The sequence below is a fragment of the Arcticibacterium sp. GJ41-1 genome (assembly GCF_055808875.1).
On sequence record NZ_CM147888.1, the window covers coordinates 2,262,347 to 2,276,583 of the forward strand.

The 14,237-nt window shown below is 37.0% G+C and carries 14 protein-coding genes; 10 read left to right on the plus strand and 4 right to left on the minus strand.

Annotation, left to right across the window (positions count from 1 at the left end; genetic code table 11):
* The first annotated feature begins 142 nt into the window (after nt 1-142).
* A complete protein-coding gene (gene nhaC, locus AC0L6O_RS09150) occupies nt 143-1,585 on the plus strand; it encodes a Na+/H+ antiporter NhaC (RefSeq protein ID WP_473308015.1) in 1,443 nt (480 codons plus the stop codon).
* Nucleotides 1,586-1,606: 21 nt separating this feature from the next.
* A complete protein-coding gene (locus tag AC0L6O_RS09155; RefSeq protein ID WP_473308016.1) occupies nt 1,607-3,286 on the plus strand; it encodes a PHP domain-containing protein in 1,680 nt (559 codons plus the stop codon).
* Here the strand turns inward: AC0L6O_RS09155 and AC0L6O_RS09160 are convergent.
* Genes AC0L6O_RS09160 through AC0L6O_RS09175 form a run of 4 tightly spaced genes read right to left on the minus strand, consistent with a single transcriptional unit; the run spans nt 3,283 to nt 9,037 of the window.
* The gene (locus tag AC0L6O_RS09160) at nt 3,283-4,245 is read right to left on the minus strand and encodes an AAA family ATPase (RefSeq protein ID WP_473308511.1); all 963 of its coding nucleotides are present in this window, start codon (nt 4,243-4,245) and stop codon (nt 3,283-3,285) included. The two genes, AC0L6O_RS09155 and AC0L6O_RS09160, sit on opposite strands and share 4 nt — an antisense overlap.
* An 18-nt stretch (nt 4,246-4,263) precedes the next feature.
* Nucleotides 4,264-5,583, minus strand: coding sequence for a peptidylprolyl isomerase (locus AC0L6O_RS09165; protein WP_473308018.1), 1,320 nt, complete (start codon nt 5,581-5,583; stop codon nt 4,264-4,266).
* Between the two features lie 10 nt (nt 5,584-5,593).
* Nucleotides 5,594-7,999, minus strand: a complete 2,406-nt coding sequence (locus AC0L6O_RS09170; RefSeq protein WP_473308019.1) for a peptidylprolyl isomerase — start codon at nt 7,997-7,999, stop codon at nt 5,594-5,596.
* 3 nt (nt 8,000-8,002) lie between these two features.
* Nucleotides 8,003-9,037 carry an agmatine deiminase family protein gene (locus AC0L6O_RS09175; protein ID WP_473308020.1) on the minus strand — a complete coding sequence of 345 codons (1,035 nt, stop codon included), beginning with the start codon at nt 9,035-9,037 and terminating at the stop codon, nt 8,003-8,005.
* Nucleotides 9,038-9,284: 247 nt separating this feature from the next.
* Between AC0L6O_RS09175 and AC0L6O_RS09180 the strand changes: the two genes are divergently transcribed.
* The 8 genes from AC0L6O_RS09180 (at nt 9,285) to rplV (ending at nt 14,222) form a co-directional block, all read left to right on the plus strand.
* On the plus strand, nt 9,285-9,839 hold the full coding sequence (locus AC0L6O_RS09180; RefSeq protein WP_473308022.1) for an RNA polymerase sigma factor: 555 nt from the start codon (nt 9,285-9,287) through the stop codon (nt 9,837-9,839).
* 8 nt (nt 9,840-9,847) lie between these two features.
* Nucleotides 9,848-10,540: a DUF2695 domain-containing protein gene (locus AC0L6O_RS09185; protein ID WP_473308023.1), complete on the plus strand. Its 693-nt coding sequence runs from the start codon at nt 9,848-9,850 to the stop codon at nt 10,538-10,540.
* Nucleotides 10,541-11,031: 491 nt separating this feature from the next.
* Entirely contained in the window at nt 11,032-11,649 is a 618-nt protein-coding gene (gene rplC, locus AC0L6O_RS09190) for a 50S ribosomal protein L3 (RefSeq protein WP_473308025.1), read from the plus strand.
* Nucleotides 11,650-11,693: 44 nt separating this feature from the next.
* On the plus strand, nt 11,694-12,317 hold the full coding sequence (gene rplD, locus AC0L6O_RS09195) for a 50S ribosomal protein L4 (protein WP_473308026.1): 624 nt from the start codon (nt 11,694-11,696) through the stop codon (nt 12,315-12,317).
* Between the two features lie 30 nt (nt 12,318-12,347).
* Entirely contained in the window at nt 12,348-12,635 is a 288-nt protein-coding gene (rplW, locus tag AC0L6O_RS09200) for a 50S ribosomal protein L23 (protein ID WP_341228542.1), read from the plus strand.
* Nucleotides 12,636-12,689: 54 nt separating this feature from the next.
* Nucleotides 12,690-13,514, plus strand: a complete 825-nt coding sequence (gene rplB / locus AC0L6O_RS09205; RefSeq protein WP_341228607.1) for a 50S ribosomal protein L2 — start codon at nt 12,690-12,692, stop codon at nt 13,512-13,514.
* Nucleotides 13,514-13,792: a 30S ribosomal protein S19 gene (gene rpsS / locus AC0L6O_RS09210; protein WP_111371829.1), complete on the plus strand. Its 279-nt coding sequence runs from the start codon at nt 13,514-13,516 to the stop codon at nt 13,790-13,792. Before rplB ends, rpsS begins: the two co-directional genes overlap by 1 nt.
* Nucleotides 13,793-13,832: 40 nt before the next feature.
* Nucleotides 13,833-14,222, plus strand: a complete 390-nt coding sequence (gene rplV / locus AC0L6O_RS09215; RefSeq protein WP_341228543.1) for a 50S ribosomal protein L22 — start codon at nt 13,833-13,835, stop codon at nt 14,220-14,222.
* Nucleotides 14,223-14,237 lie beyond the last annotated feature (15 nt).

A 14,237-nucleotide genomic window follows, 5' to 3' on the forward strand; every position in this document is an offset into this window, starting at 1 on the left:
TAATTTAATGGGGAAATAATTGCTCTAGAACTTACATTTCACACTTTGTTTTTAGAAATTTAGAACTTGTCAAAACACGTTTAAAAGGAAATTAAAGCCTAATTAAGGTATATATTTGAATTTAATTCTAATCAACAAATAAATGACCAAGCCCCAGACCTCTATTTCACTCTTTCAATCCTTGATACCCGTCGTTATTCTGGTGGCTATTTTGGGCTTTAATGTTTATGTTTTTGGAGATAATGCCCTTTCAGGGTCAAATCAATTTGCATTGCTTTTGGGTGGGGCTGTAGCCGCAATTATTGGTTTTACAAAGAAGATATCGTTTGAAAAAATGATTGCCAATGTGGCCAGTAATATTGAAACTACGTCTGGAGCTATTTTGATTTTACTTTTTGTAGGTGCATTGTCCGGAACTTGGCTAATTAGTGGAATTATACCTGCCATGATTTATTATGGCTTGGAAATATTGAGCCCCTCTATCTTTTTACCTGCCTGCGTGATTATATGTTCTATAATTTCTGTGGCTACCGGAAGCTCCTGGACCACCACGGCTACGGTAGGTATTGCTCTAATTGCTATTGGAGGCTCCCTGGGCTTTTCATTAGGCATGGTGGCAGGTGCTGTTATTTCAGGAGCATATTTTGGCGATAAGCTTTCGCCAATGTCTGATACCACTAATCTGGCTCCGGCTATGGCGGGTACAGACCTCTTTACACACATTAAGTATATGCTCTTTACTACCGTTCCGAGCATTGTGATAACCATAATTCTTTTCACAATTATTGGTTTGATGCAAAGTTCAAAAGGTGATGTCGATGTTTCTCAAATGCAAGAGGCTATTACCACTACTTTTGATATTAATGCTTGGTTGTTCTTAGTGCCAGCATTGGTGATTTTCTTGATTGTTAAGAAAACAGAGCCACTAATTGCACTCTTTGTAGGAACTATGGGTGGAGCCTTATTAGCCTTGTTTTTTCAACCAGATATAGTAGTCAAGATTTCAGGCGAAGAGCAAATGTCTTTTGTGGCGGCATATAAAGGAATTATTAATGCCATCTCTGGTCCAGCAGGGATAGATACTTCAAATGCTGAGTTGGTAGACTTGTTCAAGTCTAAAGGCATGGCAGGTATGTTAAATACCATTTGGTTAATCTTATGTGCTATGACATTTGGTGGCTTTATGGAAGCTATAGGTGCTTTAGATAAAATTTCTAGTTCATTGCTGAAAGCTGCTAAAAGTGTATTTGGTTTGTTTGCCAGTACCGTTGCAAGTTGTCTAGCTTTAAACCTTACAGCATCAGACCAGTATTTAGCCATTGTGGTGCCAGGTAAAATGTTTAAAAATGCCTACAAAGAAAAGGGACTAGCTCCTGAAAATTTAAGTAGAACCTTAGAAGATAGCGGAACGGTAACATCCGTTTTAGTCCCATGGAATACCTGTGGAGCTTACCAGTCAAATGTACTTGGTGTAGACACTATGGCTTATATCCCATATGCTTTCTTCAATATTATTAGTCCTTTTATGACACTATTCTTTGCGATGTTTAGTATCAAGATAAGAATGATTTTGGATAAAAAATAATCGCAAAAGACCCTAAGTAAAATGAGTAACAAGGAAATTTCTGATGTAATAGAGCTTACTAGTAAGCTAATGATTCTTCATGGTGAAGATGAAAATAGAGCCAAGATTTATGGAGGAACTGCTTTCAATCTAGACAGGTTAGAAGATGACCTCTTTGGAATGTCGGAAGAGGAGTTGATGAAGATTAGAGGTGTAGGGAAATCTATGGCGGCTAATATTCTTCAAATAGTTGCTACTGGAATCACCACAGAATTACAAGAATTAATCAACAAGACGCCGGAAGGGGTTTTGGAAATGTTTAAGGTCAAGGGCATAGGTGTCAAGAAAATAAAGACCTTATGGGAAGAGTTAGGAATTGATAACCTAAACGACCTCCAAATAGCTTGTGAAAGTGGTAAAATAGCTGAGACAAAAGGTTTTGGTCAAAAGACACAAGAAAAGATATTGGAGTCTCTTTTGTTCTTACGTCAGCAGTCTGGTAAGTTAAGAATGAATCAAGCGGCAGAGCTTTCTGCAGTAATTTTGAAAGAACTTTCTAGTATTTATAGCAAAGTGGAAGAAGTAGGGACCATTCCCCGTAAGTTAGAAACAGTAGACGCTCTTTCTTTTTTAGTGGCTGGTGATTTTACAGATAAGGCTAAGATGCCAGAGGGCTTTGTAGAAAATATGAAAGCCTCTTCGCCATTTATTTGGCGTGGTACCTATGGCGAGAATCAAATTTTGATTGAAGTTCAATTTGAGTCAGCAGACACTTTTGAAAGGGAGAAATTAATTTGTAATGCCTCGGAAGACCATTTGAAGGTTGTTTTGCCCGAAGGGCAACAAAACTTTTATCACTATGTGAAGTCAAACATATTTGATACCTCTGAGGCATATTATGCTGGTTTTGGTTCAAATTATATCTTGCCTGAAATGCGAGAGGGTTTATCTGAGTTTGGTTGGATAAAAGAGAACTCAAATGACGACCTTATTTCTTGGGATGCTTTAAAAGGAAGTTTGCATAATCACTCGAAATATTCTGATGGTAAGAACACTTTGAAAGAAATGTCGGAAGCTTGTAGAGATTTGGGCTTAGATTATTTCGGTATAGCAGACCATTCTCAAACAGCCACATATGCTGGTGGTTTGACTGCTGGTAGGGTAGTGCAGCAACAGGCCGAAATAGATGAGATAAATGCAGCGATGACACCTTTTAAGGTATTGAAAGGTATAGAGTCGGATATACTTAGCGATGGTGGTTTAGACTATGAAAGTGAGATTTTAGCGACTTTTGATTATGTGGTAGCCTCTGTTCATGCTAATCTTGATATGAGCATAGAGAAAGCTACAGATAGAGTCTTAAAGGCTGTCGAAAATCCTTATACTACTATTTTGGGGCACCCAACAGGGCGATTATTACTTTCAAGAAAAGGCTACCCGTTAGATTTTAAGAAGATTATAGATGCTTGTGCTGCCAATAAGGTAATAATGGAGATTAATGCTAGCCCATATAGGTTAGACATTGATTGGAGATGGATTCCTTATTGTTTGGAGAAAGGAGTGATGCTTTCAATTAACCCTGATGCTCACAAAATAGAGGGCTTCCAAGATATGCATTACGGAGTAGCTGTGGCTAGAAAGGCTGGATTGACAAAAGACATGACTTTTAATGCCATGTCTTTAGATAAATTAGAAAGTTTTCTTAAAAGCAGAAAGGCTTAAAGCATCTTTCCAATAATATTTTGTACCGATATCCCTTCGGCTTCAGCCTTAAAGTTTCTAACGATTCTGTGGCGAAGTACGGCTGTTGAAACGGCTTTTACATCTTCAATGTCTGGAGAGTATTTGCCGTTTATTAATGCATTACACTTAGCTGCCAATATCAAGTTTTGAGAGGCTCTAGGTCCAGCTCCCCAGTCTAAAAAGTTATTTGCTACTTCTGAGGCTCTTTCTGTTTGAGGTCTTGTTTGCTGTACCAAATTAACCGCATACTCTATGACATTATCTGCCACTGGTACTCTTCTTACCAACTGTTGGAAGTAAAGTATTTCTTCTGCTGTAATAACTTCTTTAACAGTTTTCTTCTTATCAGATGTAGTACTTTTTACAATTGCCAGTTCTTGGTCATAAGATGGATAATCTAAATAAACCATGAACATAAAACGGTCTAACTGTGCTTCAGGAAGCGGATAAGTACCTTCTTGCTCAATCGGGTTTTGCGTAGCCAATACAAAGAATGGCTTTTCTAATTGGTGCTTTTGACCAGCTACTGTAACAGAATACTCCTGCATTGACTCTAAAAGAGCCGACTGCGTTTTTGGAGGAGTTCTGTTTATCTCATCAGCCAAAATGATATTAGCAAAAACAGGTCCTTTTATGAATCTGAAATTTCGTTCATTATCTAAAGTCTCCGAACCTACAATGTCAGAAGGCATCAAATCTGGTGTAAACTGAATTCTATTAAAGTCTAAATCTAAAGCATCAGATATGGTTTGAATAAGTAATGTTTTAGCCAAACCAGGAACACCTACAAGTAGGCAATGACCTTGACAAAATATGGCTGTAAGAAGTAGCCTTACGGTTTCCTCTTGTCCAACTATGACTTGTCCTATTTCTTTACTTAGTTTCTCGTATGCTACCTTTAAAGCGTCTGCCGCTTCTACATCAGATTTGAATTCTATTTTTGCCATTTTAAGGGTTTATTGTTCGAATAATCTACAAACGTCGTAGTCTGGGTCAATTTTTATATACACCTCTTTAATTGCATCACCAAACCACTTTTCAATTTCAACATTTCTTTTGTTCATCAGAGCAAATTCCCTGATTTTTTCATAGTCATCTTTAATATTGATGGTATGAGGAGCATATTTTTTCTTGAGATAAAGTAATCTCATTCCCGTTTTACCATCTGGGCTACGGTAGGGTAGTGGTTTTGTAACAGAACCAACCTTCATCGTATCAATAGTGAAATATAAGTTAGGCTCCATAGAAAGGTCTAAAGCCATTTTATTACTTCCAGTATTTGGGTCTGTCAAGCTACCTCCAGTGTACTTACTGTTCTCATCTTCGCTAAATTGGGCCACAGCATTTTCAAATTTGATACTGTCCATCACTATAAAGTTTCTTAAACTATCTAAGAAATTGGTAGCATCAGTCATGTCTAATCGGCTGTATTCTGGTCTTAGTAGAATATGCCTAGCATGATATTCTTGACCTCTTATTTCTAAAAGCTGAATTAAGTGAAAACCAAAATCACTTTCTACTACTTCACTCATTTCGTTGGGCTTTAGCCTCATTGCTGTAGCTTCAAACTGAGGTACCATTTGCCCTCTTTTTGCCCATCCTAAGTCTCCACCGTAGGTTTTTGAGCCTTGGTCTTCAGAGTATTCTTCTGCTAACTTTTCAAACTTTTCACCCGCTTCTATTCGTTTTCTAATATTGTTCAGGCGGGTAACTAATTCTCCCTTTTGAGATACAGTAAGTTTGGCTAATCTAACTAATTGACCCACTTCTACTTCAGATGGAATAGTAGGTAAACTGTCTTTAGGAATTGCAGATATAAACTTTTTAACCTCATGCGGAGTAACCGTTAAGCCTTCCGTGATGGTTTCTTGCATTTGTTGAGCTGTAAGCTGCTCACTAACCTGCTTTCTAACTTCACTTTTTAAGGTCTCTAGTGATTTATTAAACTGCTCTACAATGTTCTGCTCGTTACCATAAATTCTAACCATTTCAGCCATTCTGGAGTCAAGCTGGCTTTCTACCATAACTGGCTCTACTATGACGGAGTCAATTTCAGCTTTAGCCACTAATAATTTCTGAACAGCTAGAGATTCTAGAGCTTGACACTTGTCTAGTGCCTGTCCTTGCTGCTGTGAACGAACCAAAAGGGTCTCTACTTCTGAGCGTAAGATATAATAGTTGTCAACCTTGGCTATAATTTTATCCAAATTGACGCCTACCATTTGCGAATGCCCTAAAAATGGAAGTAGTAATAAAAGGAGTACTTTCTTTAACATAAATGTAATTTTACAGATTCTTTTTCTTGTGATCAGTATAAAGTTTTAATAATTCTTGTCGGTTGAGCTGGGCTGGATATTTAACGGCCAGTTCTTTGCTAAGTTGCTCTTTTAGCTCATTTTGATAATCAGAAACTACAGAACCAAAAGCTTCACGATAAGTTTTGGCTCTAGCCGGACTTATTTTATCAATTTCAATTCTATAAAATTCATCGTCAAATTCTGCTTCAAAAGAGCCTGTTTCCCATGCTGTGGCGTCCACCATAACATTTTCTCCCTTATAAAATTCGCCTTGTGTTACAGTCAAGCTGTCATTCTCTAATTTTATAGTATGAGCAACATCAATTTTTTGAGTAGTGAAAAATTGAAAACTCACTCTTTGGTTTTGAGTCCAATCAAATCGGTCTGACAAATGGGAAGTTCCGTAGTCATATTCTCTGATTTGAGTTATTTTCAAACCATTTTTCTTGAGGAAATTGACAACTTCTTGGATACGTAAATAAGAGGCTTCCACTTCTTCATTCACATCTCTATGACCGCCTATTTCCACCACGTAATTAGGGTTGTTTTGCATTATAACCGTTAGACCCACTAGCTTTCGTTTTAAATCCTCGTTTAAGGCAGAAACGTTTTTGTCAAAGTAAGCAGGAAGAATACCTCTTTTTAGTCTATACGGGCCTTCTCCTTTAGTTGTTTCAAAATACTTATCTAAAAGAGCTTTATTTTTTGATTTTAAAATAAGGGCTTTGGCTCTTTTTGGGAGTTGATAGCTAGCAAGGTGATTGTTATAGTAGTTTCTTAAGCCTAGACTATCTAAAACAGATTTCTCATAAATCTCTTTGTTTAGGTAGCTGCTATTAACTAGGTTTTCTTTGTAAGCAAGAGACATTAGTTTAAAGTCGCTGTTCCATTTAGAAAGGTTATTTACAATAGCCTCTTCCACTTTTGATGTTTTAAAGTCTTTGTAAAAAGACCTGATGTACATGTCTGGAGTGAATCCTTCTACTTCCTTTTCAAAAGTTTGCTTGTCTTCTGCATACCTATAAAAGTCAAGATTAGTAAAATCATCACCAGCTACGGTCAATAAAATCTTTAGAGCTATCCCGTTTTTGTTGACTTTCCAGTTTCTTTCTAGAATGTCCTGATTAGCGGTTTGAACAATTTCCTCTAAGACCGCCTTATTTTCTTTTATATTAAGTTTTGAGGCGTATTTATTAAAACTAAGTTTCTTTAAATATTCACCTCTGGAGTCCGTGGTTACTTTCTTTAAAATAGTAGGTTCTATCTCTTCAAATGAATTTAACGGTTCTTTTTTGACCAGTTTTATTAGATGCCAACCAACTTCAGTTTTGACAGGTTCTGATACTTCACCAATTTTAAGAGAAAAAGCCATTTTTTCAAAAGCCTTCTCTTTTCTACTACCCACAGAGAAAGGTTCTAGAATGCCGCCATTGTCTTTCGAGTAAACGTCGTCAGAGTTTTTTTGACATAGGCTCTCAAAACTGACTCCTTTCTTTACCAAACTGTATAAGGAGTCTATGCTGTTTTGTTGAAAGGAAACGAAATCCGTAGTACTTTCTTTGGGTACTACCTTTAAGAGATGCTTTGCAAATAGCCTTCCACTAAAATTCCTGGTGCCATTTACTTTTAGAATATGATAACCTGCTTTAGTCCTGATAACTTGAGATACAGAATCTACCGAAGTATTGTAAGCAGCATTTTCTAAAGGGTATAATAGCTGTAAAGCAGAAAACCAACCCATTTCACCACCAATTGCTTTAGTATTGGCATCACCTGAATAGACACGAGCTAGAGAGTCAAAAGGAACTCCTTGAAGGTACATGTCTCTAATAAGGCTAATCCTATCAAAAGCCAGCAAGGTGTCTTTGGGATTTGCAAATTCAGAAATTGGTATTAACAGATGAGAGGCGTTAATCTCTTTTTTCATTCTGTCATACGTGATACGAGCTAAGTTATTTGTTAAAGCGGAGTCTACAATAAAACTTTGAGCTACTATTTTCAGGTAAGAATTGAATTCCTCATTAATTGCTTCATCCTTAGTAAAGCCTTGTTCAGAAGCTAAAGCAAATACTCTTTTTTGAAATAGAATTTCATCAATCACATCATCAAAATTGCTAGAGTCAGTAATTAAGTAGGTGTCTAAAACCTTATCAAAGGAGGTAGTATCAAATTTCTCTATGCCTAAAGTGAGTATAGGTTCACTTATAGCAGTACTTGTCACAGTTTTTTCTGTAAGCGTAGGTAATTGCTCGGTTTTGCAAGAAATTAGTGCTAAAAGGAATAAGACGTAATATAAGTGTCTGCTAATGGGCATAAAATAAGTGCCAGAGATAAGTCTGTAATAAATAAGCCGCAAAAGTCGGTATTTATTGCCAAAAAGAATCGTTTTTAACAAATATTATACTTCTGGTTCTTGTTGAGATAGACAATGTAAACTACCTAAACCCCAAATTATTTCAGTAGAATCAATACCGACCACTTTTCTATTTGGAAAGCATTTGCCTATTATTTCTAATGCTACATCATCCTGTTTGCAATTATATATAGGGACTAAGACCTTATTATTACAGATGTAAAAGTTGGCGTAGGAAGCAGGAAGTCTTAGCTCATTATCAATAACTGGAGTAGGCATCGGTAGTTCTATAATGTTTAAGCTCTCACCATTTAGGAGCTTCATCATTTTAAGCTGTTCTAAGTTTTCTTTTAGAATAGCATAGTTGTCATCTAACCTGTTCGACTCCATTACAGTCAATACCGTATTCTCATTAACAAACCTTGTGGTGTCGTCCACGTGTCCGTCGGTGTCGTCTCCCACTATACCATCTTCTATCCAAAGAATCTGCTCTACACCATAATAATTCATTAGGTAAGATTCTATTTCCTTTTGGTTTAAATGAGGATTACGATTTTTATTTAAAAGGCAAGATTTACTAGTCAAAAGACTTCCAGCACCATTTACCTCAATAGAGCCGCCCTCCATAATAATACCAGGCTTGTATGTTTTGAGGTTTAATAGTGCTGCTACTTTTAAAGGTATTTGATTGTCATCGTTATAAGGAGGGTATTTGCCACCCCAAGCATTGTACTGCCAATCCACTATTCGTTTCTCTTTAGTCGTGGTATTTACCACAAAGCTTGGACCATGGTCTCGGCACCAAGAGTCATTGGTAGGGAAGTCATGCAATAGGATATTATCATTTTCCATGTTTCGGAGAGACAGCTGTTTTTCAATGATGGTTTTAACTTGACTGTTACCCACATTTATATTGACCTGCTCCACCTCAGAAGTTTCTTTGATAAATTTAAAGTAGGAGGGGTACACTCTCGGTAGTCTGTCTTCCCAAGTTTCTACGTTCCAAGGGAAACTTAACCATGTTGCTTTATGCTGTAGCCATTCTGCTGGAAATTTGAAACCGTCTTCTTTTGGATGCATTCGTTTTTGTATTTCTTGATTTGGTCGACAAATTTAATTTGTTGGAATCTATTTGTTTATAAAAGAATGTTTTATTTATTTTGCAAGTGTTATGCATGCATAACATTTTACTGTGAGCATTACATGTTCACGTAAGAGTGGTTGAATAAATGATTGGTAGAAAGACGGAAGATATTGTTTTCCGTCTTTTTTTATGTTTGGTCGTTTATAAAAATTGAAATTATCACCCTATATTGGCGACCGGAAAATGAACCAATCAAAAAAACTACATATTGAGGAGTCTGAGCTTCTGGAATTGTTGAAAAACAAAGACAGAAACGGATTTAATATTTTATATCAAAACTATTCTGGTGCCATTTACGGAATTATAATAAGAATGCTCCGTGAAGAAGAAGAAGCAACAGATATGCTTCAGGAGGTATTTGTTAAGATATGGAATAAAATAGACAGCTATGACAGAAAGAAGGGACGGCTTTTCACTTGGATGGCTAATTTGACTAGAAACCTTGTCATTGATAGAATTCGTTCAGCTGACTATAAAAACCATACATTAAAGAATTTCGTAAGAGATGATAATGTTAGGGTAACTGATTCGGAATATAGCTCAGTTATAAAGACAGACAGTATAGGTTTGAAGGGTTTAGTGTCCGAATTGAAACCGGAACTAAAAGTATTAATTCAAAAGATTTATTTTGAAGGTTACACCCAAGCAGACTTGGCAGAGGAATTAGATATTCCTCTAGGGACGTTGAAGACAAGAGTTAGAGCAGCCATTAAGGCCTTAAGGAAACAGTTTGATTAGAAAGAGTAATGGAACAGTATATATTTGAAACTGGTGATTTGGAACTTTTGGCTATGGGTGCTTTGCCCATAGAGCAAGAGCGAGCTTTGCATTTACTTTTAGAGAAGAATGAGGTATTGAGAGCAGAGTACGAAGAAATAGAGAGTGTTCTCTTTTTAGCTTCAAATGAAAATGCTGTGGAACCACCTATAGAAGTAAGAGATGAAATAGCTTCGCTTGTATTCGATGAGGTAGAGGAGAAATCAATATTTAGCTTCTCAGCGGTCAATATTTTTAGGATGGCGGCCAGTATTCTTTTGGTAGGGAGTTTAGCCTTTAACTTTTATCTATGGAAGGATACTAATTCTAAGTCCAATGATGTTTCAGAAAATATTGTAGGGGAGAGTACTTTAGATGGCTTACCTTTTAGTGAACCTTTATTTAATGAAATGTTTGCCTATTTGAAGGCCGAACTTTCTGAGGAGCCATGTAAAATGGACTTCAGAACCACCAGAGCGTTTCTTACGTCTCATAATTTAGACACACCTGAAAACCTAGCATTCTTAAAAGAGCATGATGGGCACTGCGACTGTGAAGTTCTTATGAATGTGGCACAGTATTTCCCTGATAATAAATATCGCCATGGTGGTATTTTGCCTAAGGTGCATAAAATGGCCAAACCAATGGCAGTTTCCTTTCTTCGTCAATATAGAGCACATTAAGTTCTTTTACTGCAGTATTTTTTTCGTTAAGGGGCTGGTCCTGGTTGGGCTAATCGCCTCAAAATCTAGGTTTTGCTGAAAAAAGGCTACAAATAATTGAGTCAATATTTTTTCGTATCAAAATTTATTCTACCTTTGCGGCATATTCGACGGAGAGTATCTCTCTTTAAAGAATTAGATGAAGTCGCATCCTCGCGAAACCATTCTGATTCCGACTGTGAGAAAAAGATGTAAGAATTCTTTTTAAGTATTTAAACAGTCTCCGATTCGCGTGAAATAAAAATTGGGAATCGTCACAAGGCAACAAGGTATCACCCTTAGTAAAATGATACCTTACCTGAAAAGGTTTGAGACGCAAAGTTTATGTTGACGTTAGTTCAACCTCTGATAGTATAATTTTTAACCTATTTGCTTGGATAGGAATGCATTAATTACGATTTTTGCAGCCCGTTTGAGAGAATAGAGAATTTAAAAGCGAAAATAAAAAGACAATGTCTGGAATTATTGGAAAAAAAATTGGCATGATGACCATCTTTGAAGATGGTGCTGCTGTTCCTTGTACACTTATTGAGGCTGGTCCTTGTGTAGTAACTCAGGTAAGAACTGAAGAGACTGATGGCTATAAAGCTATACAGTTGGGTTACGGAGAAAAGAAAGAGAAGCGTACTTCTAAAGCACTTCAAGGTCACTTCAAGAAGGCTAACACTACTCCTAAGAGAAAATTAATTGAATTTAAAGAGTTTGAAGCTCAGTTCAATCTAGGTGATGTCATCAAGGTTGAAGATGTGTTTGCTGCTGGTGAATTCTTAGACGTTAGTGGAAAAACTAAGGGTAAGGGTTTTCAGGGTGTTGTTAAAAGACACGGATTTGGTGGTGTAGGTCAATCTACTCACGGTCAGCATAACAGAGCTCGTCACCCAGGTGCTATTGGTGCTTGTTCTTATCCAGGTAGGGTTTTTAAAGGCCTTAAGATGGGTGGAAGAATGGGTAATACTAATATTACTATCCAAAACCTTAAAGTAATGAAGGTTATGGCTGACAAAAACTTAATTCTTGTTTCTGGTTCAGTACCAGGCCCTAAGAATTCTGTGATAACATTACATAAATAAAATAAGGTCGACTTCTAACGACATCGAAAAAATAGAAACTTAAAATGGAATTAAAAATAATAAACAAAGACGGTAAGGAGACTGGCAAGAAAGTAACACTTTCTGATGAGGTTTTCGGTATTGAGCCTAATGAGCACGCTATCTGGATGGATGTTAAGCAATATCTAGCTAATCAGCGTCAAGGAACTCACAAGTCTAAAGAAAGAGCTGAAATCAATTACACTGGTAAGAAGCTACACAGACAAAAAGGTACTGGTGGAGCCCGTCATGGCTCTAAAAGATCGCCAATCTTTGTAGGTGGTGGTAGAGTTTTCGGTCCTCGTCCAAAAGACTACGGATTTAAGCTTAACAAGAAAGTTAAAACTTTAGCTAAAAGGTCTATCCTTTCTGCTAGAGCTGCTGAAGGAAAAGTTTTTGTGGTTGAAGATTTTGCATTAGATGCACCAAAAACAAAAGACTACTCTGCATTTATCAATGCGGTAGGTGTTTCAGGAAAAAGTTTATTTGTAGTAGACGGTATTGAGAATAACTTATACCTTTCTGCAAGAAACCTTCCTAAGACAATGGTGACAGAAAAGAATCAAGTGAACATCTTTGATTTAGTAAATGCAGAAAGCATTTTGATTTCTGAAAATGCATTAAATCATTTAGAATCAATTTTGAAATAAAACCTATCGGGTTTTAAAACTTATACAAAAATGAGTGTTTTAAAAAGACCATTAATTACAGAAAAGTCTCAAGGACTAAATTCTCAAGGTAAATATACTTTTGAGGTATCAATGGGGTCAAATAAGATTGATATTGCTAGAGAAGTAGAAGAAATGTATGGTGTAACGGTAGCTTCTGTAGCTACTATCCGTCAATATGGAACTACAAAATCTAGAATGTCTAAATCAAAGGTGTCAACAGGACGTACATCTACATTTAAAAAAGCAATTGTAACAGTGAAAGAAGGAGACTTGATCGATTTCTACGCTGATTTATAATAAATATTAAATAATACGTATAGCTTCCGTTTGGAAGCTGCAAAATTAAGAAGAATGGCTGTTAAGAAGTTAAAACCAACTACGCCGGGTCAGAGACAAAGGGTTGCCCCTGATTTCTCCGACATTACTACCAATAAACCTGAGAGAAGTCTTATTGGGGTAGTAAAGAAAACTGGTGGTAGAAATAATGAAGGACATAGAACCTCGAGATATATCGGAGGTGGTCACAAGAGAAGATACCGTATCATTGACTTTAAAAGAGACAAGAGAGATATGGTTGCAGAGGTTGCTACTATTGAGTATGACCCAAACCGTTCTGCAAGAATTGCATTAGTAAAATATGAAGATGGCGAGAAGAGATATATCATCGCTCCTCAAGGTCTTCAAGTAGGACAGAAGATTGAAGCTGGTGACAGTGTTGCCCCTGAAGTTGGAAACTGTTTAAGAGTAGGTAATATGCCATTAGGTACTATTATTCATAATATTGAATTGACTCCTGGAAAAGGTGGTCAGTTATCTAGAAGTGCTGGAACATATGCACAGCTTCTAGCAAAGGACGGTAAATACGTTACTTTGAAAATGCCTTCTGGTGAAATGAGACTTGTATTAAGTACTTGTGTTGCCACTGTAGGGTCAGTATCTAATCCAGACCACATGAACGTTAACCTTGGTAAAGCAGGGCGTAACAGATGGTTGGGTAGAAGACCAAGAGTTCGTGGTGTAGCTATGAACCCAGTTGATCACCCAATGGGTGGTGGTGAAGGTCGTTCTTCTGGAGGTCATCCAAGATCTAGAAATGGTGTGATGGCAAAAGGAAAGAAGACCAGATCTAAAAACAAGTATTCTAATCGTTTAATAATCTCCAAAAGAAGTAAATAATGGCTCGTTCGCTAAAAAAAGGACCTTATATAGATTTTCGCCTTGAGAAGAAAGTAGTCGACATGGCTGCCTCAGGTAAGAAGTCAGTAATAAAGACATGGTCTAGAAGATCAATGATTTCGCCTGACTTTATCGGATTTACCTTCGCGGTACATAACGGAAACAAGTTTATTCCAGTTTATGTAACAGACAACATGGTAGGTCACAAATTAGGAGAATTTGCTCCTACTAGAAACTTTAGAGGGCACATTAATAAAAAAGATAAAGGGCGTAGATAATAAGGAGAAATCCTTAACGCTTGGGTAAAATAATATAAAAATGGAAGCAGTAGCAAAACTTAACAATTTTCCAACCTCACCTCGTAAAGCCAGATTGGTAGCGGACCTTATTAGAGGAAAGAAAGTTAGTCAAGCACTTGGAATTCTAAGCCACCAGCCTCAGGCTGCAGCACCAATACTTAAGAAAGTCTTAATGTCGGCGGTTGCTAACTGGCAAGAAAAAAACACAGAGATTACTATTGATGATGCAGAATTGGTAGTTAAAACTATTTTTGTGGATAGCGGTAGAATGCTAAAGAGATTGAGACCTGCCCCTCAAGGTAGAGCTCACAGAATTAGAAAACGTTCTCATCACGTGACTTTGGTTGTTGACAATGTGGCAACACCAGTAGAAGCCCCAGCTGAGGAAGAAGTAAAAACAGAGGAATAATTTATACCCCGAAAT